We start from the raw sequence: 26,338 nt of genomic DNA on the forward strand, positions 1-26,338 counted from the left end.
ACGTGACACATCCCCAGTCTGCCCCGGTGGCCTTGCCGAATCGAGTGTGCGGCGGTTTCCCGGGAGGCTTCTTACCCGCCTCTCACCGGGGACGATCGGTGGATCGGGCGTTTTGGCCGGGCCGGTTGCCCGAGGCCTGTCCCCACAGCCCCGGGCAACGGGCGAACACCGTCTCCCGGCACGGCGCCGGGGGAGGCCCCCGCATGAGCCGAGGCATGGAGGGCACGGCCGTGCCGGGTGGGGCAGTCCGGCTCGTGCCGTGCCGCCGACGCGCGGCGGGAGCCGGAGGTGTCCCGTGGCCGGGTGTTCCACTCCATGGTGGCGGGGGCGGGCAAGCCCCGGGCCAAGGGACGGCAAGACTACGGTGAGAATGGCGGTGAGAATGGCTCAGTGCCCGCCGTCGTGCAGGTGTTCCCCGGCGACCGCCGGTTCCGCGGGGGTGCCCGGGTAGCGGTGTCGCGCCCATTGCCGGAGTCGCTCGGCGGGCCTGGGAAGGATGACGAAGGCTTCGGCCTGGAGGCAGGCCCAGCCGATGCGGGGGAGATCGCGGGCTGTGGGGTAGACGACGAAGCGGGGCTGCCAGCGGGGCCGGAATTTGGCGTTGAAGCGGTAGAGCGACTCGATCTGGAACCAGCGGGAGAGGAAGACGAGCAGTGCCCGCCAGCCGCGCAGCACCGGGCCCGCGCCGATGCGTTCGCCGCGCGCCAGCGCGGCGCGGAAGACGGCGAAGTTGAGGGAGACGCGGGCGATGCCGAGGCCGGGTGCGGCGCGCAGCGCGGCGACGATGAGGAGTTCGTTGAGGCCGGGGTCGGCGGTGCGGTCGCGGCGCATGAGGTCGAGGGAGAGGCCGTCCTCGCCCCAGGGGACGAAGTGCAGCAGGGCGCGGATGCGCTGGGTGCCGTCCGCGGCCGTCTGGTGGGCGGTGACGACGACGCAGTCGCTGTCGGACGGGTCGCCGAAACGGCCGAGCGCCATGGAGAAGCCGCGTTCGGTGGCGCTGCCCCGCCAGGCGGCGGCGGCCTCCCGCAGGTGCTGCTTCTCTTCATCGCTCAGGGCGCTCACGCGGTGCACTTGGCAGGTGTAGCCGCTGCGTTCGATGCGGTGGACCATTTGCCGTACGTTGCGCATCGCACGCCCGGTGAGGGCGAAGTCGGCGCAGTCGACGATTGCCTCGTCCCCGAGCTCCAGGGCGTGCAGGCCGCCTTCACGGGTCCAGATGTGTGCGCCCAGTTCGCTGCAGCCCATGACGGCCGGGGTCCAGGCGTGCCGTGCGCACTGGTTGAGGAAGTCCTTGATGGCGCCCGGCCAGGCCTCCGGGTCGCCGAGTGGGTCGCCGCCGGCGAGGGCGACACCGGAGACGATGCGGTAGGCGATGGCCGCTTTGCCGGTTGCCGAGTACAGGACGGTCTTGTCGCCGCGCAGGGCGAAGTAGCCGAGGGAGTCGCGCCGGCCTTCACGCGCCAGGAGGGCGCGCAGGCGGGAGCTGTCGTCGTCGGCGGTGAGCCGGACGGGGCGCAGGGCCAGGTAGGCGGTGGTCGAGGCGGTGAGCAGGCCGAGGGCGAGCAGGCAGGCGCCCACGATGTCGCCGACCCGGTCGTCGTCGTACGTCAGCGGCCCCGCCATTCCGGCGAGCCCGTAAAGGACCTGCTGGAGGCGGTCGGTGAAGGAGATGCCGTGCCCGGCCTCCTGATCGGCGCGGATGCCGACGATGAGCAGGCCGAGGCCGATGCTGACCGCGCCGAGGAGCAGCAGGTTGCCCAGGGCGCGGCTTCTGCCGCGCGGATCGCTCTCGGCCCGGAACTCGGCGCGCAGCACGACGAGGGCGGCGCAGAGCAGCGCGGAGACCGTGGCCGCGACGAAGGCGTGGTGGCGTACCCCCTGCACCAGCGCGCTGACGGCGAGGAGGGCGACGGCCGCCTCCCACGCCCGCCGTTTGCGGCGGCGCAGCCCCCGGGCGAGCAGGACGAGCAGGACGCCCGCGACGAGAGTGGCGGCGCGGGTCACGTCCTCGGTGAGGCCGGGGACGTAGGGCGCGACGCGTTCGAGGCGGCCGGCGCGCACGTGCGGGGAGATGGCCGTCGCGATGTCGATGAGCCCGATGAACAGGCACGTGTGGCCGGCCATGGTGGCGGGGCGAGGTTTCACGGCTGCTCAGCGTAGGTGTGCTGGTCATCGGCGAGGTAAGAGCCGGTGAAGGGGACGGTGAGAACGCGCGGCGGAGCAAACCGGCCGCGCGGTGCGGGCCTCTTTTCGAAGGACAGCTGTCTTCGAGGGCAGCTGTCCTGTCCCCGGTGAGAGGTGGAGCAGAGATGGGTCTGACGAGTCGGACGCTGGAGTGCGTGACGGTACTGGTCGCCCTGGCGTGTTCGGGGTTGACGGTTTGGGTGTGGCCACGGCTCGCCCGGCGTGGCCCGGCAGCCGTCCTCGGCCGGCTGGGTGCCATCGCGGCCACGCAGCTGGCGATCCTGACGGCATGCGCGGTCATGGTGAATGTGCATTTCGACTTCTACGGCACGTGGGGCGAGCTGGTCGGCCACGTCCCTACGGCGCCCGGACACCTCACGGCCTCCGGCGGCGGGGGCGGCGTGTTCGGAGCGCAGAGCGGCCTCGTGGAGGCGGCCGGGCCGCAGGGGCTCGACCGGGTGACGGGTCTGCCGGCCGGGCCGGCCGCGCGGGCGGGCCGGGTCGAGTCGGTCCGGATCGTCGGGCGTCGCACGGGAGCCGTCGTCCCTGCGTTCGTCTATCTGCCGCCGCAGTACTTCCAGCGTCAGTATCACCGCCAGCGGTTCCCGGTGATCGTGGCGATCAGCGGTTATCCCGGCGGCATCGTCAACCTCGGCCAGCACCTCCAGGTCCCGCAGACAGCCGCCGGGCTGGAGCGGAGCGGCAGGCTCCAGCCGACGGTGATCGTCATGGTGCGGCCGACGATCGCGCCGCCGCGCGACACGGAGTGCGTGGATGTGCCCGGCGGGCCGAAGGCGGAGACGTTCTTCACGAAAGACCTGCCCGCCGCGGTGAAGTCGGCGTACCGAGTCGGGCACGACCCCAGTGCGTGGGGTGCCCTCGGCTACTCGTCGGGTGGTTCCTGTGCGCTGCAACTCGCCCTGCGCGACCCCGGGGCGTACACGGCGGCTGCCGCCCTCTCCGCCGATTACAAGATCAAGGACGACCTGGCGACCGGCAACCTGTTCGGATCCGGGCCGCGGGCGCGGCACCTGCAGGAGGGACACGATCTGGTGTGGCGGCTGCGGCATCTGCCGGTGCCGCGGGTCTCGGTCCTGGTGGCGAGCAGCCGGCACGGCGAGCGTGACTACGGTCCGACGCTGCGGTTCCTCAAGGCCGTGAAACCGCCGATGACCTCGGCACGGATCATCCTGGACAGCGGCAGCCACCACTTCACCACGTGGCGGCGCGAGATCGGGCCCGCCACCGAGTGGATGGGCAGGCAGCTGACGTTTCCCCAGGACACGGCACCGGCCCGCAAGCCGCGGCGCACCGCCCAGGCGGCCTCGCCCGGAGCGCGGCCCGTCCTGGGCCGCTGAGCGGCCGGCGCCGAGGGCGCGCCGTGTTCGTACCGTGCTCTGGCGCCCCTGCTGTCCTGCTCTTACCTCGTGCGACAACGCTGGGCCGGGTTCTGTCGTGTTCCACCCCCCCAGACCTCGGGACCGCTATGCACTTCGCAGACCCGTCCGCACCAGGGCGCATCAGTGTCGTGGTGATCGTCCACAACGACGCCGTGTGCGTCGCCCACGCGGTGCGTTCCGCGCTCGCCCAAGGACAGTCGGTGGCCGAGGTCGTCGTCGTCGACGACGCGTCGGTCGACGGCACCCCCGCGACACTGCGCGCCCTCGCCGAGGACACCCGGGTACGCCTGGTGACCAGAAAACGCAACAGCGGCGGCTGCGGGTCGCCGCGCAACGACGGGCTCACCGTCGCCCGCGCCGAGTACGTGATGTTCCTCGACAGCGACGACGCGCTCGCGCCCGGAGCCGTCGACGCGCTGCTCGTGGCGGCGAACGTGCATCGCGCCGACGTCGTGGCCGGCCGCTGTCTGCGCCGCGAACTCCCCGACGGCCGGGCGACCGTGTGGCAACCGCAACTGTTCGACCGGTCCGCGGGCGCCGAACTGCCCGGCCGGGTGTTCAAAGGCATCGGCAAGCAGCCGGAGTTGCTGTGGGACACCCTGTCGGTGAACAAGCTCTACCGCCGGGCGTTCCTCACGCGGCACCGTATCCGTTTCCCCGAAGGCGCCTTCCCGTACGAGGACTTCGTCTTCACCGCCCGGCTCTACGCAGCCGAACCCCGCCTCGCGGTCGTGGAGCGCCTGGTCTATATCTGGTACGTCCGCCGGCACGCGGCGGACCTGTCCGTCTCCCTGCGCCGCGCCGCGATCGCCAACTGGGAACAGCGGATCGCGGCCCACCAACTCGCGGTGGAGGTCCTGCGGGACGCCGGACACCGCGGCCTTGCGGCCGCCGCGCAGGGCAAGTTCCTGGATCACGACGTGCCCATGTACGCGCGGGAACTGCCCCTGCGCACCCGGGCGTACCAGGACGCATGGTGGCGACTGACCGCCGACTACCTCGGTACCTTCGACGCCGTCGGCTACGCGGCCGCGCGGGTGCCCCACCGGTGGCTCGGTCGCGCTCTGGAGGCGCTGGCGGAGCCCGCGGAGCTGGGCCGCCTCGTAGAGCTGGCGGCCCGGCCGCCCCGCTTGGTCCCGCCGTACAGCAGGGCCGGTTCGGTGCCGGTCTTCGGCGCGGGGGCGGCGGCAGTGCCCTTGGCGGGGCTCGATCAACTGGCGCCGCACGAACTGCCGATCGCGGTGGACGGGCAGGTCGCCGTCGGCCGGGTCGCCCGCCTCGCCCTGCGCGTCCACGACTTGTACGGCAGGCTCGGCGCCCTGGACCCCACATCGGTGCGGGTCGTGCTGCTCGAACGGGCCGGAGCGCGTCCCGAGTACGCGGTCGAGGCCCCGCTGGTGCCGGACGAGGGCGGCTGGACCGCCGAGGCACCGCTGCGCATGACGGAACTGACCGGTCCGAAGGAGGTCATGGCCTGGAGCCTGTCGGCGGAGGTGCGGTGCGCGGGCGGCGAGGTCGTTCCGGCCGGGGTGCGGGCCGCCGCAGCCGGCCAGGCGCGACGCAGGATGGTCGTACGGCTGGGGCGGCCGCTGTTCGTGCAGGTGCATGTGGCGCCCGGGTCGGCGCTCGTGCTGCGTGTGGTCGACAGCGCCCGCGGTCTCGGTCGTCTCGCCGAGGGGCGCGTACGCAGGTTGCGGCGGCGGTTACGCGGTTAGCGCGGTGGGCCGTGCCGGGCGCGCGCCCGGCACGGCCGCGTCGTCACCGGGTGCGGCCCGAGAGGGCGCGCAGCGTCGGCAGGTGCGGTTCCGCCCTCGCCAGCAGGCCCGTGCGTTCCCAGGTGATCTGCAGGCGGCCGCTGCCGTGGCCCTCGGGCCCGACGGTGACGAGATGTCCGCCCGGTCGGCGCCGGCCGGGGATCTTCTTGCCGAACGGGGGAAAGTCCAGCGGAGCGAGGAGGATGCCGGTGTGGTGGCGTCCGTGCTCCTTGAGGGCGAGCACCGGATGGCGCCGCCCGGAGAATCCGTGCGGCGGGAGCGGGACCGCCGCGAGGTCGAGGGTGACGGTGCCCTCGAAGAGGCCGGGGCGGACCGGATCGAGCCGGAAGGAGGTGCGCAGGCGTTTCCTGCCCGGGGCGAGACACAGCGTCGCGGCGACCGGGCCCAGCGGGAGCTGCAAGCCCGGATCGAAGGTACGCACGTCCAAAGTGACGCGGGCCCCGTTGCCGGGGGTGACGCGGGTGATCTCGTGCCGCAGCAAGGCGGAGCGGAACGGCCGGGTGCGCAGCGCGAGATCGGTGATGTCCAGTTCACGGGCCGCGTCCGGGTCCGCGGGGCGGAACGGACCCCAGTGGACGCGCCCGTCGCGGCCCTGCGCCACCTCGCGCGGACCGATCTGCCGGCCCATGCCGCGCGCCGCCTGGCGCGCCTCCTCGTACCGGCCGTCGCGCACCAGCTGGATGACGATCCGCTGGTCCCGTGGCAGGCGCTGGAACGCCTCCGGGGCGAGCGTGGCGAGGTAGGGCGTGATCTCGGCACCGAACTCCTTGATCCACTCCGTGCGGCGGTAGGGGAGGTCGCCCGTGTACATCCGCAGGTCGTGCTTGAGGAACTTGTAGTCCTTGTGGACGGCGATGTCGTGGTGGCCACTGTCGTCGAGGAAGGCATCGATGCGCCGGGCGACCTCGATACGGTCGCGGACGTTCGCCATGCGGTGGCGCTGGTTGGAGATGGACTGTGCGTCGTCCGCCTCGTACGGTGCGATGTGCCAGCGGTAGACCGGGTCCGGGACGATGGTGAAGGCGCGGGCGAGGCAGTACGCCTGCGCCGAGAACAACTGGTCCTCGTAGTGGGGGCCGAGCGGGAAGCGCAGTGTGTGCCGGTCGATGAACTCCCTGCGGTACATCTTGTTGGTCGACAGGTGGTCGAAGAGCAGGCCCGGTTCCTCCCGGATGCCGCGGACGGTGCGCCGGCAGCCGAACAGGTGCGGGTGCCACCACCCGCGGGTCCCGGTGTCGGTGCGGATGCGTTCGGTGGCCCCCGCGGCGAAGTCGGCCTCGTCGTCGGCGCGCAGGGCGTCCAGGAGAACCTCGCAGGCCCGTTCGGGCAGGACGTCGTCGCTGTCGAGGAACATCAGGTACGGGGCACGGGCCTGTTCGATGCCGGCGTTGCGCGGGGCGGCGCAGCCGCCGCTGTTGCGCGGCAGGCGGTGGTAGCGGACCCGGTCGTCCTGGGTGGCCAACGCCCGTGCGACCTCGGGGGTGTGGTCGGTGGAGTGGTCGTCGCAGATGATGATCTCGATGGTGCGCAGGGTCTGCCCGCGCAGGGAGTCCACGGCGCGCCGCAGCCGCTCGGCGTCGTTGTACCCGATCACGGTGACGGTGACGTCGGGGGCGGCGGGCATGGGTCCTCCGGTGGGGAGCTGTGGGTGAGGGCGGTGGCTCGCCCGGGGTCAGGGGCGGGCACGCGCTGGTCGAGCGGGACGATCGGGGGGACGCCCGGCTGTCCGAGGAAGACGTGGCGGACGACCCGTTCGGCGGCGTGCCCGTCGTCGAACTCGCAGAAGCGGCGCCGGAACGCGGCACGCCGCAGCGCCGCTTCCGCGCTGCGCCAGGAGCCGTCCAGGAAGAGTCGCTCGATCTCCTCATGGGAGGAGGCGACGGCGCCGGGGGCCTGGCGGGGGAGGTCGAAGTAGACGCCGCGGGTGACCGAGTAGGTGTCCCAGTCGTCGGTGTACAGGACGATCGGGCGGTCGAGGTTGGCGAAGTCGAACATGACCGAGGAGTAGTCGGTGATCAGCGCGTCGGAGGCCAGGCACAACTCCTCGACGGAGTCATACCTGGACACGTCGACGATCAGGCCTTGTCTGTGCAGCTCCGTCAGCGGGGAGGGGCCGCGGTCGTAGAAGTAGTGGCCGCGCACCAGCAGGAGGAACGCGTCGCCGAGGGCCTCGGCCAGCCGTCGCAGGTCCAGGCGCGGGGTCCAGGTGGACTCGTAGTCCCGGTGGGTCGGTGCGTAGAGCAGGGCCTTGCGGCCGGGCGCTATGCCCAGCCGCTCGCGGACGCGCAGGACGTCCTGGGCGCTTGCCGCGTAGTACGGGTCGTTGCGCGGGTAGCCGTAGTCGAGCGAGGTGAACGGTACGGGGTACGCCCGCGTCCATGTCTCCGTGGAGTGCCGGTTGGCGGAGACGCTGTAGTCCCAGCGGGCGCATCGCTGAAGCAGCGCCGCGTAGTCCACGCCGCGCGAGGTGGCCGGGTAGGGGACCTGGTCGACGCCCATCCGTTTCAGCGGGGTGCCGTGGTGGGTCTGCAGATGGACCTGGCCGGGCCTTTTGATCACCGAGTCGGGGTAGTTGACGTTGTTCACCAGGTACTTCGCGCGCGCCAGCACACTCGCGCACCTGCGCGACCCGGGCGCCACACAGTCGGTCCCCGCCGGGACCAGCGGCAGGTCCGCGGGCCTGACGACCCACACCTGACTTATCCACGGCGCGAGTTCGGCGAGCTTCGCGGAGATCGCGGCGGGGTTGCAGGTGACACCGCGGTCCCAGTACGCGGAGAACACGGCGAGGTGCTCGTCGACCGGGTGGTGCACCGGTCCGCGGTACAGCCCGTCCGTGGCCGCGGCGGCGCCCCTCCTCTTTGCGGTGGCGGCGATCGAGCCGACGTCACGGCGTGTGCGGTTGGCCAGTTGCGAGGTGCGGTAGGCGGTGTACGAGCCACGCTCGAGCAGGGCGTGGCGTACGCCGTTGAGACCGGCGGGGCGCTGGTAGCCGTCGGGCTTGTAGCGCGAGAAGTGTGCGCAGGCCCGACGGAAGAAGAGCGCATGGTCCGGCGTCGGCGTCCCCGGCAGAGCGAGGACCTTCAGGTAGCGGCGCACCATGCCGCTGAAGACGATCAGGGCCTCCTCGGTCCTCGGCGGACCCGGGGCGAGCAGCTCCCACACCGCCTCGTACTGGGGGAAGAGGTTGAGATATGTGTCTTCGTCCCGCGACGCCTCACGCGGGTTGCGGCGCAGGAGCACCGCGTCGGTGAGGGCGATCCGTTCCGCGGCGAGCAGGGAGCCGAGCGCCGGGAGGACCTCGGTGTAAGCGTCCTGAGCGAACAACTCCTGGTGCGCGGCATAGAAGTCGGCGCGCAGGACACGATTGGCGAGGGTCGGCGTCAGGTGCAGTGTCCTGGGCCGTTCCGTAAGGGCGAAGGCCGTACCGTCCACAACGCCCAGCAGCCACTCGTCCTTGCCGGCGGTCGCCTGGTGGTCCCAGGCCGCGTCGGCGTGGTCGAAGGCGATCACATCGGGCCGTGCCGTTTCCTCGACGCGGCGGGCGAGCACCGTGAGCGCGTCCGGGACGAGCGCGTCGTGTCCCTCCAGGAACAGCAGGTACTCCCCGCCGGCCCGCTCTGCTCCGGCCGCTCGTGCGGCGCCGGCCGGGCGCCGGTGGGGCAGCCGCACCGCGCGGACAGGCTCGTCGCGCTCCACGAACTCGTCGAGGAGGGAACCGGTGAGGTCCGTCGAGCCGTTGTCGACGACGACGATCTCGGCACCGGGTGAAGCCGAGGAGCCGGCCAGGACGCTGTCCAGGCACTCGCGGAGGAAACCCTGTGCGTCTGCGGCGGTGACGACGACACTGAACCGGCTCATCGCGTGACTCTCCCTGATGACGGAGTCCCCCTCGAAGGCGGGGCGGACGGGGACAGCGTGCGAGGCGCCGGTAAGGGACCCGCACGCTCCGGGTGAGAGGCGGGTGTGAAGCCCGGGGCCGGGGGAGGGTCCTCATGTCCGAGGGGCGATCTGCGGCCGCCAGATCCACGGTGTGCCGTCGGGTGCGAGACCTATGACCGACGCGGGGTGTCCGCGCGGAGCGAGGAGGGACGGCGAGCCCACGGCGACCGGCTGGGCCGGGCAGGCCAGAGGGCGGTCATGCGGTGAGGTCCCGTACTGGATCTGGGGGCGGCCTCCGTCGGCCGAGCCCAGCAGTACGAGGACGGCCCTGTGCTCGCCGGGTTGAACGGCCCTCTGGGCGGTGATGGTCCCGTAGCCGGCGAAATGCGGCAGAGCGGTGCCGGTAGCGCGGGCGGAGGTGCCGGAGATGTACGGGGTCGCGGTACCGGCGGCGCGGTAGACGAGCTCGATGTGCCCGTCCGGCCGCAGGACGGCGCCGGGCGGGCCGTCGGGGGGCGGATGTCCGGTCGGCCCACGGAAGACGACCGGTCCGCCGGGGCGGCTCTGGGACCAGTGGTGCACGCTGTCGTGTCCGGCCGCGAAGACGTGGACGCGTCCCGCCGCGTCGAGGAGAACGGCCAGTCCGTCCTGGACCTGTTGGCCGCCAAGGTGTTGCCATCGGCCCCAGCGGCCGGAGGCGTCGCGTATGCGCGTGGCCAGGCCCTGGTCGGCGGTGCGGGCGAAGACATGGACACGGTGGTCGGGCGTGGCCACGGCGACGGGGCAGCCGACGTGCCGTCCCCTGACGGCATCGGCCTCGGGCGTGCCGAGTCCCCGCCAGGCGCCGAAGCGGCCGTTCGGGCCGTGCTGCTCCAGGACGACTATCTCCCGTGTGTCGGCGCGGCCCTGGCCGTCCAGCGCGGAGAAACGCAGGCTGAGGACGAGGTGTCGGCCGGCGGCGTCGGCCACCACCGACAGGGCGGGGGCCAGTGGTCCGCCGCCGAGATCGTCCGGGGCGCCGAAGCGGCCGGTGCCGGGTGCGGTCTCCTGCCACCGGACGGCCTTGGTGCCGAGTATCCCGTAGGCGACGATCCGGCCCGAGCGGTCGGACAGGGGCACGGAGGAGGGGCCCGGGTAGCGGCGGTGGGTGCTGCGGGCCCAGCCCTTGCGGCTGGTGAGGGCGTGGGCCCCGCCCTGGCTGTAGTCGCCGCAACCGGCCGGGTCGTCGCAGGCCCAGCGCGGACTGCCCCCGTAGGCGGCGATGTAGCGGACCTTCTGCGCGAGTACGGCGGGCGGGAGGTTGTGCGGCCAGCGCTGGTTGTAGTAGCCGCGAAAGGACGCCGTGGTGAAACGCGGGGTGGGCGCGCCGCCGCGGTCGGAGTCGGCCACCCACTGCGCGATGGCCTTCCAGGTGAACAGGGCCGTCGGCGTGTGATCGCGGTGGTCGGAGAAGTGCGGCTGGTCGCTGCCCTTCGGCTGGGCCGCGTCGTGCACCTGGTAGTCGGGGTCGGGGTCCATGGTGTGGATGACGGTCGGGCGCAAGCGGTCCATGAGCCAGGCGAGTACGTCCACCAGGGCTTGATGGTCGTAGGTGTGCACGCGCGAGACCGGGGAGTCGGTGGCCCGCAGGGTGTGCAGGACGGTGCCGGGTGTCTCCCACAGGGCGGGCAGGCGCACGCCGTGGGCGCCGCGCATGGCGATGTTGAGGAAGATCAGCCGCGCCCGGCCGTTGGCTGACGCGAGGCTGTCGGTCTCCGCCGTGATGCCGTGCGGCAGGGCGAGGACCGTGCGGTCCCAGGTGGTGAAAGGGTCACGGCCGAGCATCTCGGCGTAGGCCTGGCGCATGCCTTGCTGCCGGGCGCCGGAGTACCCCGCCTTGTCGGACGTTCTCGGCCGGGGCTCACCGGCTGTGCGGTTGCGGCCCGCGGCCTCTCCTGCCGTGACTACGACGGTGACCACCGGCACCCCGGCGGTCAGCAGGTGGACGCCGTCGGGGTTCATGAAGAACAGGTCGTCGTCCGGGTGGGCGATGACCTGGAGCAGCAGGCTCCTCCCCGTCGCGGTGAAAGCGTTGGTCGCTTGCGGGTCCTCGGCGTGCACGGGCGACACCGGGGCAGCGGGCTTCCCGGGCCCGCACCCGGCCAGCACGGCGGCGCCGAAGACGCCGATGCCTCCCGCGAGTACCTCCCTGCGGGTTGCCCGAGGCGCCGGTTTCCTGGGTGTGCTGTCCTTCACCGTGGCCCCCGTCCGCCTGTCCGCTGTCACGAGTTCTGGTGATCGTGGCCAAGGGGCTGCCCCGTCGCGCCGGGTGCGAGCATCCGGCCGGCGTCGTGGCGCCGGGAATGCGTGGCGCCGGAGTCGATGGCCCAACGGGCGACCAGAAAGGAAAGGGGCGTGGCCAGGACTCCCGCGCCCAGAGCTGTCACGTTCTTTCCTGTCCCGAGGAAGTGGACGCCGAAGAAAAGGAGCGCACCGCTGACCGTCATGGTGACGAGGCCCGAAAGCGGAAAGCGGAGGAAAGCCTGCCAGGTCGGCTGTGTGCGGCAGGTGAGATAGGTATTGAGCAGGAATGAGCCCACGAGGCTGACCGTGAAGCCGACGACGTGAGCGGCCAAGTAGGGGATCTGCTGATTCAGCGAGGCGTACACCGTGAGATAGACGGCGGTGTTGACGACGCCGATCGAGGCGAAGATCAGGAATTGCCGCGCGGTACGGAATCGGGTGGACAGCCGCGTCGTGGTCGTCGGCCGTGCGGGCGTCGGCAGGGTCGAGGGCGCGTCTGAAGCGGCTGCGGGGCCGGCCTCGCTCCGGCAGGGATCCTCCTCGGTCTCGCGCACGACATAGAGCGGGCGGCGTTTCGTCTCGCCGTAGATGCGGCCCACGTATTCGCCGATGACGCCGAGGGTGGCGAGCTGGAGTCCGCCCAGAGCCACGATCGCGATCAGCAGGGTGGCGAACCCGGGTACGTCCACGCCGTGCAGGACGACGTCAGCGGCGATCCACACTGCGTACGCGAAAGCCGTGCAGGCGAGGGCGATTCCGGCGTAGATGACCAGGCGCAGCGGGCGGCTGTTGAAGGAGATGAGGCCGTCGATGCCGTAGTTGAGGAGGCGGCGGCCGCCCCACTTCGAGCGCCCCGCGACACGGCCGACATTGTGATAGGTGAAGCTGGTGGTGTCGAAACCGATCCAGGAGAAGATCCCCTTGGAGAACCGGTTGGCCTCCGGCAGCGCGAGGACCGCGTCGACGGCCCGCCGCGACAGCAGCCTGAAGTCCCCTTCCCCGTCGACGACATCGACGTCCATGCACCGCCCGACGGCCCGGTAGTAGGCGGCGCTGAGCGTCCTGCGCAGCACGCCCTCGCCGGACCTGTCCCGACGGGCGACGACCTGGTCGTAGCCGTGCGTGCGCAGTTCCAGCATGCGGTGCAGCAGACCGGGCGGGTGCTGGAGGTCGGCGTCCATGAGGGCCACGGCGTCGCCGTGCGCCATGCGCAGTCCGGCGAGCATGGCCGCTTCCTTGCCGAAATTGCGGCTGAAGGACGTGTAGCGGACACGTGGATCCGCGGCGGCGAAAGCGCGGAGACGCGTGCGGGTGCTGTCGCGACTGCCGTCATCGACGTAACAGACTTCGAAAGACCGCCGGGTGGCGTCGAGGACGGACATCAACGCGCAGTGGAAGGTGGTGATCACCTCTTCCTCGTTGAAACACGGCACGACGACGGAGATCTGACACGCATCCATTTGCCACCTCAGCCGGTGCGGGTGCGACCTTTCCGGCCGCGAGTGCCAGCATGGCGCGCCTCTGCAAGACGAAGGTAAGAGAACGGTCCGGATCGGTGTGTTCTCGGTATGCCGGCTGGAGAGGGAACGTTGCGTCGTGATGGAAACGGAGACATGGATTCGTCGCCGCGTTCTTTTCAGAACAACACGCGGCCTGTGACTCAGGCGCAGGCAAAGACCCTTGAAAGCCGACCGGACGGTGGCGGCCCCGACACGTGGAAGGCGGGCGAGGGGGCCAGGGGATGGGTGGGGCTTCTCTGGCTCCTGCCGCTCACCGTGTTCGTCTTCGCGGGGGCCGACGCCCGCTGGGTGCGTCCAGGCGGTGACGACTGGTGCTTCTTGCCCGTGGTCCGCGACGGCGGACTGTCCGCCATGACGGGGAAGTTCTACTTCCATGACAACGGGCGCCTCACCAACGCCGTGCTGGTCTGGGCCTACGCGCGCTTCGGCCCCGCCGGACAGCAGTGGTTCGCCCCGCTCAGCGGTGCGCTCATGCTCGTCCTCTGCTGGGCCTTCGTCGCCGCCGTCCTGCGCGCCGCCCGGGTCACCGTTCCCCGAGGCGTCCCGCTCCTGGTGGCGTCCATGGCGCTGGCCCTCTTCCTGTTCGGCTCACCCAACACCTACAAGACCTTCTACTGGCCCGCGGCCTCCGTGTCCCACACCCTGCCACCGGTGTTCGCCTGTGCCGCGGCCATCCCCGTGCTACGGGCGTCATCGCGCCGCGCGAAGGGCCTCGCGCTGCTCACTGTCGTCCTCACCGGGGTGTCACTCGGCCTCCTCTCGGAGGAGACCAGCGTCGTCGTATCGACCGTCCTGGTGTGCGCACTGCTGGTGAGCCGTCCTCTCTTTCCGGAGAACCGGCGCCGGTTCCTCCGGGTCTGCTGCTCCGCGGGCCTCGTGAGCGTCGTTGTCGGCATCACGATCCTGTACACGTCGCCGGGCTCACTGAACCGCCGGAAACGCAAGCACTCCTCGACCATGTTCGACTCCGACTCTCTCCTGGCCTCTTTGCGCGGATTCCGGGAGATCCTTCACGTCCTGCTGACGACGTGGCCGTACCTCGGGGCGCTCGCCGCGGGAATCCTCCTCGGTCTGCTGGCTCGTGGCCCGGCGGGCGGATGGGCCCCCGGCAGGAGGGACGCTCTCGCCTTGGGGGCAGGCGGGTGCGCCCTGCTGGTGTCGGGATACGCGTGCACGGTCATCACCTATCCCGTCTTCGGGGAGGCCGTGGTGTCCTCGACGCGTCTGTGGAACGACTATCTGCTGCTCTACGTGCTGCTGCTCGTCCACTTCGGCACGCTCGTCGGCCGCGTCGTGCGCGGCTGGACCCGGCACACGGGTCCGGTCGTCGCCGCCGGAGTCGTGATGTGCGCGATGGTCAGCGTCGTCCTAGCCATGTCACTCGCGGGACTCGAACTCCAGATGATCACCCGTGCGCACGACTTCGACCGGCAGGACCGCTGGATGCGCAGTCAGGCCGCCGCCGGTGTACATGTCCTGCCGTACAAGCGGCTGCCGTTGAGCGACATGACCGAGCCGTTCCGCCATGGCGGGCGCGCGAAGTGGCCCGCTTCGTGCATCGCCGACTACTACGGGGTGCGACGCGTCACCCAGGGCTTCGAACTGCCCTGACCGGCCGTCGGACGCGGGCCGCGCCGCCGAGGTCTCCCGCCGGCACGGCATCCGCCGTAACTCCGCTGCCTGTTAAGCAAGTTGTGCCCCGGGCGACGCCTCACTTCGTAACGGGGGCATGTGCCTGCTCAACCGGTCTTCGTGTCCCGCTTCGAGGCAGCCAGATACCCGACGAACCCGAGAATGGCCACCGTCCAAGACGCGGTGACGGGTCCGAGGCCGAGATCGAGTCCGCCGCGGTCGTGCGAGAGCGCCATCCAGTCGGCGAGCGAGGCACCAAGCGGGCGGGTGATGACGTACGCGGCCCAGAACGCGCTCACCGCACCCAGCGCACGCAACCGGTGCAGTAGGGCCGGGACACAGATCGCGAGGGCGAACAGGACGGCCGAGCCGAGGTAGCGCAGGCCGATCGACGCCGTCAGGTCACCGGCCGCGGTGCCGAGCGCGAACGTGGCGAGGACCGCGGCCCAGTAGAAGAGCTCCCTGCGCCGTACATCGATGCTGTGGATCGACAGGGTGCGCTCCCTTGCGTGCCAGAGCGTGAAGACGGCGGCCAGCAGGATCATGAAGATCGGTGTGGAGACGACGTACGGGACGCCGAGCGCGACGTGCAGCACGTCCGCCGCCATCGTCCCGAACACACTGACCATGACGATGGCGGTCCAGTAGATCCACGCCACGTACCGGCGCACCGTGAACTGCAGGGCCAGCGCGGCGGTGAAGGCGAGCGCGCCGAGGCCGACCGCCAGGACGGGGTTCAAAGTCTTGGCCAGCAGGTCCGACGCGGTCTCGCCCATGCCGGTGGTCAGCACCTTGATGATCCAGAAGTAGACGGTGACTTCCGGAACCTTGTTCGCCAAACGGCGCACGCGGGCATGGCCGACGGGACGGTCGTCCCGGTGGTCGAGGACGTGCTCTGGATTCATGGTGCGCACCATGCCACGGCGAACAACCCGCTCCCCACGCCCCTTTACCAGGGATTTGAGGCATCCGGTGCATGTGTTTCCCAAGCTCCGCGCGAGCCTGAACACAACCTGAACATGGCACGCCCGGGTCTTGCCGGGTGCCTTCCGGCGTCGATACCAAGAGGGGTTGACGCGCGCGGATCCGCGCAGCCGCGCGGACGGAGTGAGAGCGCGCGGCACGACCGTGGGACGTGGCCGCCGTCGGAAGACGCGGCGGGGACCGTGACAAAGGCATGCTGGGACGATCCCGACTCCAGATAACAGGTCTACATCGAGCGCGGCATCCACGGATTGCGGCCTCGGTACGCCTATCCGCTGATCCGGCTCGCCCACACCGGACCACTCACCATTCGTGAGCTTGCGAAGTCGCTGGACCGCTCGCACTCCGCGATCAGCCAGACCATCGCCGCCATGCGCAAGGAGGACCTGGTCACCTCCGAGCCGGGGCGCGACGCCCGCACCCGGCGGATCGACCTGACCGAGCGGGGCCGGTCGCTGGTGCCGTTCCTGGAGGCGGAGTGGCGCGCCACCCGCGAGACGGTCGCCGAGCTGGACGGCGAGATCCCGTACGCGATGACCACCGTTGTCGAGGAGGTGCGGCGGGCGCTGGAGCGCCGGTCGATGCGGCAGCGGATCCTCGACCGCCTTGCCGAGCCACCGCGATGAGGGGGCGCGTCCGTGTCCGGTTCCTCGACACCCGGGCTGCGAGGGCGGACGTTCTCAGTCGCAGCATCAGCCGCTGACGGTCAGTTGCTGCTGGATGGTCTGGGCGTCGCTTGTGCGGAGCCAGATGATGAGTGCGGCGAGGATGACGGCGCCGAGGCAGGTGTAGGCCCGCTTCTCGTGGCGCACCCACTCGATACCCGTAGGGGCATCAAACTCGCCGTCCGCTACGAAGTCACCATGCTGGTCGCGGCCCTCAACGAACGGCTGTGACCAGCACGTTCACCACAGACCCTGGCCCGCCTTCTCCTCCAGCCCTCGAGTAGTCGGCCGCTCACGCCCCCAGGCGGCCAGCGGCTGGAGTGCGTCGTTGAGGCGCTTGCCGTCCTCGGTCAGCGAGTACTCGACGCGGGGCGGCACCTCGTCGTAGGAGACGCGGTGCACGACGCCGTCCGCTTCCAGCTCACGCAAGTGAGAGGCGAGCACCTTCTCGGTGATGCCGGGAAGCAGTCGGCGCAGTTCGCCGAAGCGGCGGCAGGGGTGCTCGTGGAGCGCCCAGAGGATCAGCACCTTCCACTTGCCACCGATCACCTCCATCGCGGCGTCGATCCCGCAGACGTGTCCGTCTGGTGCGCCCGGCCGGTTCAGCGTCGTCATGCCCCACCCCTCTGACGTGCTCGCTCACCCCGGGGTAACCACCTACTACCAAGTGCGTACTTGATCACCTCGGGGCCTGCGACCAGCCTAATCGGCATGACGCAGAACACTGTTGGGAAGACTCCCGTCACGTTGCTGGGCCTCGGCGCGATGGGCACCGCGCTGGCCCGCACCTGGCTTGCCGCCGGCCACCCGCTCACCGTCTGGAACCGCACCCCGGGCCGCGCGGCGACACTCGCCGCCGAGGGTGCAAGGGTCGCGGACACCGCCGCCGAGGCGGTCGCGGCGAACACCCTGGTCATCGTCTGCCTGTTGGACGACGCCTCGGTCGGGGAGGTGCTGGCCGGCGCCGATCTGGCCGGCCGGGACCTGGTCAACCTGACCACCAGCACCCCCGCCCAGGCCCGCGCTCGCGCCCAGTGGGCCCGCGAGCGCGGCGCCCGCTACCTGGACGGCGGGATCATGGCTGTCCCGCCGATGATCGGCGTCCCACAAGCCGGCGGCTACGTCTTCTACAGCGGCTCGCCAGAGCTGTTCGAGCGGCACCAGGAAACCCTGGGCGTCCCGGTCGGCACCACCTACGTCGGCGAGGACCCGGGCTTCGCGGCCCTGCACGACGTGGCCCTGCTCAGCGCCATGTACGGGATGTTCGCCGGGGCCGCGCACGCCTTCGCCCTGATCCGCAAGGAGGACATCGACCCCGCGGCGCTCGCCCCGCTGCTCGCCGACTGGCTCGTCGCGATGGCCCCGGCAGTGCACCAGACCGCCGTTCAGCTGCGCAGCGGTGACTACACCAAGGGTGTCGTCTCCAACCTCGCCATGCAGGTGGCCGGCGCGCCGAGCTTCCTGAGCACCGCCGAGCAGCAGGGGGTCAGCCCGGAACTGCTCAGCCCCTACTTCGAGCTGATGCGCCGCCGCCTGGCCGAGGGCAGCGGCGAGGAGGACCTGACGGGCGTGATCGACTTGCTGGTGCACTGACCGGCCACTTGCCGCCACCGCAGCGACCGTGCTGGTCACAGTCCTCTGCGAGACCTTGTGCCCAGCACTTTCACCACACGCCCCAGTCTCGCCCAGTCCCGCACTGCCGACCATCACGTCTCAGGACACATGTCGCCGAAGGCGGCCGGGTTTGCGGAACACTTCATGTCAGTTGAGCTGTCACCCCGGTCTGCGGGCTGTCGGCAGGTCTGTCCTCCTCGCCCATGGGCCCCGCCATGCTGTCTGGCGCGGGGGACCAGGATGTCCCGGCTTCGTGGATCACCAGGTCCGATCGCCGCCAGACGTGGCGGCGACAGGGACGCAGAATGTCGGTGTGCCGGACTTCGAAACCTATTACCGCGCCATGGCCAGCAGAGACTCCCGGTTCGACGGGTCCTTCTACGTGGCGGTCACCACGACGGGGGTCTACTGCCGTCCGGTGTGCGGCTCGCGCACTCCGAAGCGGGAGAACGTGCGCTTCTTCCATGTCGCCGCGGCGGCCGAGGCAGCCGGTTTCCGTGCCTGCCGCCGCTGCCGCCCCGAGGTCCATCCCTCCTCGCCCGAGTGGGACGTGCGCGGTGACCTGGTAGGCCGCGCGCTGCGGCTCATCGCGCGCGGCGCCGTGGACGAGGTCGGGGTGGCCGGTGTCGCCCGCCGACTCGCCGTCAGCGAACGCCATCTGCACCGCCAACTCGTCGCGGAGGTCGGAGCCGGCCCGCTCAATCTGGCCCTGAACCGCCGCAACCAGATGGCACGCATGCTCCTCGAAGGCAGCGAGCTGCCGCTGCCGGACGTCGCCTTCGCCGCCGGATACTCCAGTCTGCGTCAGTTCAACGATGGGATCCGCGCCGCTTTCGGCTGTCCGCCGCGAGAACTGCGCCGCGCGGGCAGGACGCGCGGGACACGGGGAGATGACCGGACCGCGCCCGTCAGGACCGGCGGCACCTCGCAGCCCGGGGCGCGGCCGGAGTCGCAGCCGCGGCCGGAGTCGCAGCCGCGGCCGGAGCCGCTGGTGCTCCGGCTGCGTTACCGTCCCCCTCTCGCGGTGGAACCCCTGCTCTCCTGGCTTCGCGACACGGCACTGCCCGGTGTGCAGGACGTCGAAGACCGCCGGCTGTACCGAACCCTCAGGCTGCCGCGCGGCCAGGGCCGGGCCGAGCTCGATCTGAGGGACCTGCCCCCGGTTCCCCTTCCCGACCCGGGCGCGAAGCATCAGCAGGTGACCGTGCGGCTGTGGCTGTCGGACCTGAGGGACGTCACCGCCGCCGTTCGGCGCTGCCGCGACCTCCTCGATCTGGACTGCGACCCCGCAGCGGTGGCCGGGACACTGAGTGCGGACGCGCGGCTTGGCCCGCTGGTCCGAGCGACGCCGGGGCTGCGCGTACCCGGCTGCGCGGACGGTTTCGAACTGGCCGTACGCCTCCTCGTCCAGCAGTACCTGACCCGCGACCACGCCCGCCGGCTGTGCTCATGGCTGGTGACCCGCTACGGCGATCCCCTCACCGGCCCCGACGGCGCCCCCGCGCGGCTGTTCCCCGGCCCCGCGATATTGGCCGACGCCGACCCGGCCGGGGCCCTTGTGGCAGCAGCGACAGGCACACCCGAGGACACCTACGCGGACAGCCTCGCCTCCGGCCCGGCCGCGATCCGGGCGTCGGCCTCTGCTGCCTGCAGCGCCCTGCACGCGCTGGCGCACGCCGTGGCCGATGAACGCCTCCTGCTGGAGCGGGACACGGACCGGGAAGCGGCCACCGCCGTTCTGCTCCGGCTGCCCGGTGTCAAGCCCTGGACCGGGCTCAGACCCTGCGCATGCGACGCATCCCGCCGGAGATGCACGGCCGGGCCTTCGCCGCCCTGCGCACCCTGATGCAGGGGACCGCCCCGCTGGGATCCGCCGTCGCGGCGCCGCTGCTGCTCCACGGCGGGGTTGGGTGGACCACGGCCGTCATGGTGGCACTGGCCGGCCTGCCCGGCCTCGGGCTGCTGCGGTACCCGGACAAGGAGAAGAGCCGCCCGGGCGCAGGCGGCATCACCTCGCAGGACCAGCAACGAAACACCAGATAGACGCACGCGAGGCGCGCCGCGCACCGAGGTGTTCTCGAAACTCAGCGACATCGCTCTCCCGTGGACCGGGCGTTCCTGCCGCTGAGCATCAGACGTTCTTGGAACTCGGACAGGTTCAACTGGTCGGAGTGGCTTGGTGGAAGTACATCCGCCAGCCCGTATCCGTCAGGCGCCACAGAGAACTCCGCCGCGCCCGGCGGCCCTGGTTGTCGGCAAAGTAGGTCAGATGAACGATGCCCGGAGCGAGGACGACTCCAGCCATCTCACTGACCTTGACCGGAGACTCCAGAGACACCGAGCCTCCGCTCGTCACCGTGAGGATCGACTCCGCGTCCCACCGGCGCCCAGAAGCCCCGAACTCGATGAACTCCGGATCCAGCAGCTCCAGGACACGGGCCGGGGAAGCACGCACCTCGGGATCGAGAAGCCGCATCTCCCCATCGACGGCTGCTTGTACGGCCTGTACGGCCCGCTCATCCTCATCTGTCATGCGCGAACCCTACGGAGGCCGCTTGCCAAGGCACAGTGAATTGAGCACTCGCCGCGACGACGGGACGGTGCTGTCGTCAAACGCGAACGAAGCCGCACACCTACGGCTACCGCATCCCGATCGTGGCGCCCCAACCGCAGCTTCTGCGAACCGCACTGCCGTGTCTGACGGACAATGCCGGGATGACTCAACCCAGAATCCGTGTGGCTGCTTACGTGATCCGGCACCGAACCGTTCCCGAACTGCTGGTGTTCGATCACGTGGGGATGCCGGACGCCGGCACTCAGGTCCCAGCAGGGGGAGTCAGCCCGAGCGAAGGATGGGAAGAAGCGGTTCTTCGAGAGGTCGCCGAGGAAACCGGTCTACGGACAGCCACGGTGGTCCGGCGAATCGTCGTCGAGGACAAGCCCCATCCCGTAACGAGACAGCCACGACGAACGAGCTTCTTCCACCTCCAGGCGCCCCCGGACACTCCCGATGCATGGGAGCACAAGGTACACGGCGGCGGCGAGGACGCTGGTCTCACGTTCGCCTGCCGGTTCCTCTCGCTTCCTCTGGAGCGGCCACTGGCTGACGATCAAGACGCGTGGATCGGCCGCATCGACCCACAGTGGTCCACTCACCCCGCGACCGATTACTGAGTTTGTGGGCGTGATGTCGTGAGGGTGAGGCCGGTTGCGGTGAGGCATGCGTCGATGAGATCGGGGCGGTACTGAATCTCGCGGAGTGTGCGGCGGAGTGACCGGATCAGGTGGTCCGGGTCGCTGAACGCGGTGTTGCACTGCGCCGAGCGCCGGACCAGTGACCAGACACCTTCCACGGGATTCAGATCGGGTGCATACGAGGGGAGTTGGAAGGAGGTGATCCAGTCGTGGGCGTCGATGAAGGCCCGCAGTCGGGCGTCCAGATGCACATTCAAATTGTCCCAGACCAGTATCAGCGGGGCGCCGAGCTGTTGATGGGCGGCGACCAGCAGGTCGCGATAGTCGCGCCAGGTGAAGCTGCGCCGGCCGCCTCGCTTGTGATCGAGATGCTGTTTGGGCCGGAAGATTAGACGTGTTCGTTCGCCGGGCTTGTAGCAGGCCAGGGCGGCGATGGAGAAGCGGCGCTGGGAACGGCCTCGCACCCGGACCACGGGCGTGTGCCCCCGCCTGGACCAGGTGCGGGAAGTGGGCGGCGTCATCGAGAATCCGGCCTCGTCTTCGAAGACGATGAAGGCGTCGAGCGCCGCCGCGGTGCTTCCACCTGTGGCCATGTGTCCTTCACCCAGCCGGTCACCTTGTCCTCGTCGCGCTCCAGGGCCCGCTTGGCCGGGACTTGGTGGCTCCAGCCGTGGCGCCGCAGCATCTGCGCGATGGTCGACAGGGTGATGGTCTTATGGAACCGGCGCCCGATCAGCACCTTGATCCGCTCCAGGGTCCATGTCTGGTCCTGCCAGCCGTGCGCAACAGGCCCCTTGGCAAGTTCCTCCTCCAGCACCGCGAACAGCTTCTCGCTCAGCTTGGGCCGGGCCGCCGAGCCCCTGGAAAACAGGAAGCCGTCCCCGCCAGCCTGCCAGGCGCGGCGCCAGCGCTGCACTGAACGAACGCTGACTCGCAGCTGTTTCGCCACCACCGTGTTGCCGTCACCTGCGGCGAACATCGCGGCTGCTTGCAGGCGGACTCCCTCGCGAAAGGCCCGCCGCTCGGCCGTCAGGCCACCACCTTGCGGATACCTCATGGTTCCGGCCTACCGCGACTGACTTCCTCTGTCAGCCCTCCCGACATCACGCCCACAAACTCAGTAGCGGAGCTTGCAAGGCCAGATGAGCCCGGATCGTTCCGAGGACGGCCCGAGCCGGCGCCCTGCTGAAGCATCCAGACTGCGCTTATGTAGCGCGGGCCGTCGCGTAGGGTCCGCTGGGAGGTGTGGTGATGAGTTTCCGTTTGGCGGCGTACGCCGTATGTATCCAGGACGAGCAAGTGCTGCTCGCCCGTCATGCGCCCGCGGTGGGCGAGTCGAACTGGACGCTTCCGGGCGGCCGGGTGGAGCACATGGAAGACCCGTTCGACGCGGTGATCCGTGAGGTCGCCGAGGAGACCGGCTGTCAGGCGGTGGTCCAGCGCCTGCTGGGCGTGGACTCCAGGGTGATTCCTGCTGCCCAGGTCCGTGCCGGAACCGAGCATCAAAATGTCGGGATTTTCTACGGGGTCCGTATCACCAGCGGGCGGCTGCGGCCCGAGCCGAACGGTGAGACCGCTGAGTCGGTCTGGACCCCGCTCTCGGACGTTGCTCGCCTGCGCCGGTCATCGCTGGTCGATGTCGGCCTCGCTCTGGCGCAGGGCCTGCCGGCAACCGGACATGTTGCTCCCGTCCCGGTCGGTGGTTTGATCCAACACTGATCCCGGTCGATGCCACCACGCACTCAAGTCCGCCGACGTGCGGTGTCGGCGGTGAGCGGAGCGGGCCGGGGTTGTGGCGGGCCGATCGAGCGGGGGCCGATGGCCGTCGACGTGATCGGCGGGCATCGCACGACGGTGTTCCATCACGCGGTACAGGGCCGGCGGCTGTCGCGCGGGGCGCGGGGTCTGCTCGTCGAGCTGCTCAGTCAACGCGAGGGCTACGGGGCGGCGTTGGCGATGCTGCTGGGCGCGGGGGTGGAGAGACGTGATGCGTTGCGGACGGCAGATGCTCGTCCTCTCGATGTACGGGCAGGAGAGGGGGAGCGACCCGTGCGTGCGCGCCGCTAGGCGGGCTGTTCACCTTCGATGGGCAGGCAGACCCATGCGGTCGTACCGTCCTCGGAGTAGCCCCAGTCCCCGTGCAGGTCCGTCACGAGCAGGTCCACAAGGAGCAGTCCTCGCCCCGATTCGGCCAGGGCGTCGGTCTGCCGGGGCTGCGGAGGGGGAGCCGTGGTCCCGTTGCCGATCTGGATGCGGACCATGCCCGGCCGCGGGGAGTAGTTCAGGTACTGAACGGAGTCCTCGGTGCCGTGCCGCACGGCGTTCGTGAGGAGTTCGGACACGACTACGAGCGTCGCTTCCACACGGTCCTGCGGCATCCGGCATATCTGTCTCAGCCAGGAAGCCGCGACCTTACGGACCCGGGAGACGTACTTGGGGGACTGCTCGACGGACATCGCGACCCGTGAGGTGTGTCTTCCGGGCAGCTCGGCAGTTCCACACGAACGGCCCGTTGCAGGCATGCTGCTCCGCTGCTGTGCGAGGTCGGCCAGGCCCGCGGCAGTCACCACGGGTCTGCCAGTCGTAGGGTGCATGGGAGTGCTCCTGCTCGTCGGTGTCCTGCCTCCGCTACCGAACCGCTGAATCAATGCGGTAGGCACGGGTCCAGGGCCCGGGGTGGTCAAGGTGGTCAGAGACCACCCGGGAATGCGTTGCCCCCGCGAGATACCTCTGCCTCTTGATCACTTCCGGCAAATTCTGTCACTTAGGTAATCGCCCGGTGGCAGTGCGCGGGTACCTTGAAAGGAGAACAGTCGCGTAAACGCCGTAAAAGCTGTCGGAGCTGTCGGGAGATACGCCATGCCATCGAGTCCGCGTACGCCAAATTCCAGCCTCAGCGCCCTACTTGACCAGGCACAATGTCAGCGTCAGGAACTGGCGAGCGCCGTGAACCGGATGGGGCGGCTCGCCGGCATACCACTGAACTACTCCGGCCACACGGTTTCGATGTGGCTACGCGGACACCAGCCGAAGTGGCAGGTCCGGCCCCTCGTTCTCGCCGCACTCTCCGAGAAGTGCGGTCGACCGATCACCCACGAGGAAGCCGGTCTCACACCACCGACATCCCCCAGTGGGCATCAAGACCTCGACACTGTCGAGCAGTTGCTCATTCTCGGAAGGGCGGACATGGATCCATCCCGACGCGGCGTACTCGCCGCAGGAGTCTTTTCCGCAGCTCTGGCGGTCCCCGTCTTCGGCTCTGCCACCCAAGCCAGTGCCGGCGAACCGGTGTCGACTGGTAAGGCGACTGCCCGGGTGGGCGCCTCGCAGGTCGCAAGCCTCCGGCGTACCACAGGGAGGATCGCCGACATCCTGGACGAGGACGGCGCCGGCCACGCACGTCCGATGGCGGCCGCGTATCTCGTCAACACCGTCGCGCCGTGGCTGCGCGCTCAGTCCACCGCAGCAGTTGCGAACGAGATGAAGGCGGCGGCCAGCGACCTGACGTATCTGACCGGCTGGATGGCGATGTACGAGAAGAACCATGCCGCAGCCCAACGCTGGTATCTCAAGGCCCTCGACCTGGCGGACGAAGCCGACGACCACGTCACCTACTGCCGTACGTTGCGCGGCATGTCCCTGCAGATGACGAGCCTGCGCCGCGGCTCGAAGGGGCTGGAGTTCGCCGACTCGGCGGCCGAGGCCGCTCCATCGGCCGGCCCGCGGCTGGTGGCGTTCCTGCGCGGCCAGCAGGCGCATGCCGCATCCATGGTCAAGGACAAGCGGCAGGCCCACATGCGGCTCAGCGAGGCTGAGAACGCCCTGTCGAAGGCGGACAGCCGACGCGACGCCGTAGGCGGCTACGACCGAACCGCCTTGCTGTTCCACACGTCGCATGTGCTCATGGAGGAGAACGATCTGCGCGGTTCGATCAAGGCCTTGCAGGACTCCATCGCAGTGCAGCCAGAACAGGAACGCCAGGGGCGCGTGCACTCCTACGCCCTGCTCGCGCAGCGCCAGTTGGCACTCGGGCACGTGGACGCCTCGGCGCACTCCTGGTGCCGGTTCCTTGCCGAGTACGAGCAGGTGTCCTCCGCGCGCGGCGATGATCACTTCAAGACGATGCGCAAGGAGATGCGCCCTCACCAGAGGTCGCACGTGGTGCGCGAGCTGGCGGACCGGGCTCGCGAGGTGGCAGCGCTGAAGGCGTAACGCGCGAGTCCCCCGGAGGAAGCTGTCGGCAAACCCCCGGGGGACGGCGCCAGCCTACTCGGGAGACGTCCAGCGGTCAGCCGCTGAAGCACCCGGTCTCTGTCCGGCCGATATCCGCTCGGTCGCCTTTTCGCCGCCGCGCGACGGCGAAGAGGCGGCGCCGGGCAGCCCGGACCTGCCTCCGGCGGCTCCCGGCGGTTCCAGCTGCGCCCTGCCGGCGGCCTGGCGGACGCTGCGAGAGCAGCAAAGACGCGCTTTGCGGAGGTGGCGACCGCTGCCCCCGCGCCGCCGACCTCCATGAGGTGTGCCCGCGCCGTGGCCGGTGCGCGCGACGTCGCAAGGCTGCGCCACCGCGAAGGGCAGGGCGAGAGGCGAGCCGACACAAGACGACCCCCACACCAGATCCGGCCCGTATTGGCAAACGATCGAGCTATCTGTCAGTCCTGGCCAGCCTGTAGAAAGATCCGATGACGGATTTCGCGCAGTACGACGGTTACAAAAGGGACTTCGACTTCTGTGTCGGGCCCGCGCGGCCGGACGGCTTCCGGAGCAGAGAATTCGGCGACCGCCTGTGGGCGGACGTCTCAGGGTTGCTGGGAACACCGTTCGACGGCGCGACGATCAGACCTAAGGCCCACGAGGGGTGCAACTACTGGTTCGACAACGAGGACCTGAGCGCCTCTGCCTACTCGGTTCCACTGGAGGGCTCGGTGAACCAGGCCGCCCGCCATGCCGCTCGTCACCGTGGCCGGACCCGGGTCAGCGCCGCGCTTGCCAGGACGATCGCCGCGCCGCCCTCGTCGGCTCTCGGCCCACTCGGAGCTGTCGCTTACCGGCCCGCAGCTGCTGCCGGGGTGCGGCGGCCGTAGACCCAGCCGGCCGGATAGCCCGGCGGGGCCGGCTGGGCCGTCGCGGTGCCGCCCGCGTCCAGTACGGCAACGGTGCGGCTCGAGGCCGCTCACCTCCGTGGGGGAGACGTGCAGGGAGACGTG

The 26,338-nt window shown here is 70.3% G+C and carries 23 protein-coding genes; 12 read left to right on the forward strand and 11 right to left on the reverse strand.

From position 1 onward, the window contains the following. Positions 1–387: 387 nt before the first annotated feature. On the reverse strand, positions 388–2,124 hold the full coding sequence (locus C1N81_RS44175; protein WP_394438586.1) for a phosphatidylglycerol lysyltransferase domain-containing protein: 1,737 nt from the start codon (positions 2,122–2,124) through the stop codon (positions 388–390). A gap of 185 nt (positions 2,125–2,309) precedes the next feature. On the opposite strand from C1N81_RS44175, the gene C1N81_RS44180 reads away from it, so the two are divergent. Both C1N81_RS44180 and C1N81_RS44185 read left to right on the forward strand, forming a co-directional pair. Next, positions 2,310–3,542, forward strand: coding sequence for an alpha/beta hydrolase (locus C1N81_RS44180; protein ID WP_394437574.1), 1,233 nt, complete (start codon positions 2,310–2,312; stop codon positions 3,540–3,542). Between the two features lie 128 nt (positions 3,543–3,670). Continuing rightward, complete coding sequence (locus tag C1N81_RS44185; RefSeq protein ID WP_394437576.1) at positions 3,671–5,299, forward strand: glycosyltransferase family 2 protein; 1,629 nt, start codon at positions 3,671–3,673, stop codon at positions 5,297–5,299. 43 nt (positions 5,300–5,342) lie between these two features. Here C1N81_RS44185 and C1N81_RS44190 read toward each other — a convergent pair whose 3' ends face one another. The 4 genes from C1N81_RS44190 to C1N81_RS44205 all read right to left on the reverse strand — a co-directional run bounded on the left by C1N81_RS44190 (position 5,343) and on the right by C1N81_RS44205 (position 12,984). Next, positions 5,343–6,983, reverse strand: coding sequence for a glycosyltransferase family 2 protein (locus C1N81_RS44190; protein WP_394437578.1), 1,641 nt, complete (start codon positions 6,981–6,983; stop codon positions 5,343–5,345). Continuing rightward, positions 6,950–9,220, reverse strand: coding sequence for a bifunctional glycosyltransferase/CDP-glycerol:glycerophosphate glycerophosphotransferase (locus C1N81_RS44195; protein ID WP_394437580.1), 2,271 nt, complete (start codon positions 9,218–9,220; stop codon positions 6,950–6,952). The genes C1N81_RS44190 and C1N81_RS44195 overlap by 34 nt, the downstream gene beginning before the upstream one ends. Before the next feature lie 132 nt (positions 9,221–9,352). Then, positions 9,353–11,476: a PIG-L family deacetylase gene (locus C1N81_RS44200; protein WP_394437582.1), complete on the reverse strand. Its 2,124-nt coding sequence runs from the start codon at positions 11,474–11,476 to the stop codon at positions 9,353–9,355. Between the two features lie 26 nt (positions 11,477–11,502). Beyond that, positions 11,503–12,984 (reverse strand): glycosyltransferase, encoded by a 1,482-nt coding sequence (locus tag C1N81_RS44205; RefSeq protein ID WP_394437584.1) that lies wholly within the window; start codon positions 12,982–12,984, stop codon positions 11,503–11,505. Between the two features lie 285 nt (positions 12,985–13,269). On the opposite strand from C1N81_RS44205, the gene C1N81_RS44210 reads away from it, so the two are divergent. Further along, positions 13,270–14,655 (forward strand): DUF6056 family protein, encoded by a 1,386-nt coding sequence (locus tag C1N81_RS44210; RefSeq protein WP_394437586.1) that lies wholly within the window; start codon positions 13,270–13,272, stop codon positions 14,653–14,655. 128 nt (positions 14,656–14,783) lie between these two features. On the opposite strand, the gene C1N81_RS44215 is transcribed toward C1N81_RS44210, so the two are convergent. Beyond that, positions 14,784–15,581 carry a COG4705 family protein gene (locus C1N81_RS44215; protein WP_394437588.1) on the reverse strand — a complete coding sequence of 266 codons (798 nt, stop codon included), beginning with the start codon at positions 15,579–15,581 and terminating at the stop codon, positions 14,784–14,786. 330 nt (positions 15,582–15,911) lie between these two features. On the opposite strand from C1N81_RS44215, the gene C1N81_RS44220 reads away from it, so the two are divergent. Then, positions 15,912–16,286, forward strand: coding sequence for a MarR family transcriptional regulator (locus tag C1N81_RS44220; RefSeq protein ID WP_394437590.1), 375 nt, complete (start codon positions 15,912–15,914; stop codon positions 16,284–16,286). 279 nt (positions 16,287–16,565) lie between these two features. Here the strand turns inward: C1N81_RS44220 and C1N81_RS44225 are convergent, their stop codons facing one another. Next, positions 16,566–16,940, reverse strand: coding sequence for a winged helix-turn-helix transcriptional regulator (locus tag C1N81_RS44225; RefSeq protein WP_394437592.1), 375 nt, complete (start codon positions 16,938–16,940; stop codon positions 16,566–16,568). A gap of 96 nt (positions 16,941–17,036) precedes the next feature. Here C1N81_RS44225 and C1N81_RS44230 point away from each other — a divergent pair, with 96 nt between their 5' ends. The 3 genes from C1N81_RS44230 (at position 17,037) to C1N81_RS44240 (ending at position 19,982) form a co-directional block, all read left to right on the forward strand. After that, on the forward strand, positions 17,037–17,918 hold the full coding sequence (locus C1N81_RS44230; protein ID WP_394437594.1) for an NAD(P)-dependent oxidoreductase: 882 nt from the start codon (positions 17,037–17,039) through the stop codon (positions 17,916–17,918). 334 nt (positions 17,919–18,252) lie between these two features. Further along, a complete protein-coding gene (locus C1N81_RS44235) occupies positions 18,253–19,785 on the forward strand; it encodes a bifunctional transcriptional activator/DNA repair enzyme AdaA (RefSeq protein ID WP_394437596.1) in 1,533 nt (510 codons plus the stop codon). After that, on the forward strand, positions 19,728–19,982 hold the full coding sequence (locus C1N81_RS44240) for a hypothetical protein (protein WP_394437598.1): 255 nt from the start codon (positions 19,728–19,730) through the stop codon (positions 19,980–19,982). The genes C1N81_RS44235 and C1N81_RS44240 overlap by 58 nt, the downstream gene beginning before the upstream one ends. Before the next feature lie 115 nt (positions 19,983–20,097). On the opposite strand, the gene C1N81_RS44245 is transcribed toward C1N81_RS44240, so the two are convergent. Then, positions 20,098–20,472 (reverse strand): nuclear transport factor 2 family protein, encoded by a 375-nt coding sequence (locus tag C1N81_RS44245; protein WP_394437600.1) that lies wholly within the window; start codon positions 20,470–20,472, stop codon positions 20,098–20,100. 182 nt (positions 20,473–20,654) lie between these two features. Between C1N81_RS44245 and C1N81_RS44250 the strand changes: the two genes are divergently transcribed. Beyond that, positions 20,655–21,113 carry an NUDIX hydrolase gene (locus C1N81_RS44250; RefSeq protein WP_394437602.1) on the forward strand — a complete coding sequence of 153 codons (459 nt, stop codon included), beginning with the start codon at positions 20,655–20,657 and terminating at the stop codon, positions 21,111–21,113. Here the strand turns inward: C1N81_RS44250 and C1N81_RS44255 are convergent. Further along, positions 21,107–21,655 carry a transposase gene (locus C1N81_RS44255; protein ID WP_394426219.1) on the reverse strand — a complete coding sequence of 183 codons (549 nt, stop codon included), beginning with the start codon at positions 21,653–21,655 and terminating at the stop codon, positions 21,107–21,109. The two genes, C1N81_RS44250 and C1N81_RS44255, sit on opposite strands and share 7 nt — an antisense overlap. After that, complete coding sequence (locus C1N81_RS44260) at positions 21,652–22,191, reverse strand: winged helix-turn-helix domain-containing protein (RefSeq protein ID WP_394425771.1); 540 nt, start codon at positions 22,189–22,191, stop codon at positions 21,652–21,654. Before C1N81_RS44260 ends, C1N81_RS44255 begins: the two co-directional genes overlap by 4 nt. A gap of 194 nt (positions 22,192–22,385) precedes the next feature. Between C1N81_RS44260 and C1N81_RS44265 the strand changes: the two genes are divergently transcribed. Further along, positions 22,386–22,853: an NUDIX hydrolase gene (locus tag C1N81_RS44265; RefSeq protein ID WP_394437604.1), complete on the forward strand. Its 468-nt coding sequence runs from the start codon at positions 22,386–22,388 to the stop codon at positions 22,851–22,853. Between the two features lie 99 nt (positions 22,854–22,952). Next, positions 22,953–23,201 carry a hypothetical protein gene (locus C1N81_RS44270; RefSeq protein ID WP_394437606.1) on the forward strand — a complete coding sequence of 83 codons (249 nt, stop codon included), beginning with the start codon at positions 22,953–22,955 and terminating at the stop codon, positions 23,199–23,201. Here C1N81_RS44270 and C1N81_RS44275 read toward each other — a convergent pair. Beyond that, positions 23,198–23,728 (reverse strand): ATP-binding protein, encoded by a 531-nt coding sequence (locus C1N81_RS44275; protein ID WP_394437608.1) that lies wholly within the window; start codon positions 23,726–23,728, stop codon positions 23,198–23,200. The genes C1N81_RS44270 and C1N81_RS44275 overlap by 4 nt on opposite strands. A 265-nt stretch (positions 23,729–23,993) precedes the next feature. Here C1N81_RS44275 and C1N81_RS44280 point away from each other — a divergent pair, with 265 nt between their 5' ends. Both C1N81_RS44280 and C1N81_RS44285 read left to right on the forward strand, forming a co-directional pair. Further along, positions 23,994–25,346, forward strand: a complete 1,353-nt coding sequence (locus C1N81_RS44280) for a hypothetical protein (RefSeq protein WP_394437610.1) — start codon at positions 23,994–23,996, stop codon at positions 25,344–25,346. A 467-nt stretch (positions 25,347–25,813) separates the two neighbouring features. Next, positions 25,814–26,215 (forward strand): hypothetical protein, encoded by a 402-nt coding sequence (locus C1N81_RS44285; protein WP_394437612.1) that lies wholly within the window; start codon positions 25,814–25,816, stop codon positions 26,213–26,215. The last annotated feature ends 123 nt before the right edge of the window (positions 26,216–26,338 follow it).

It is taken from the genome of Streptomyces sp. SGAir0957 (genome assembly GCF_043523415.1).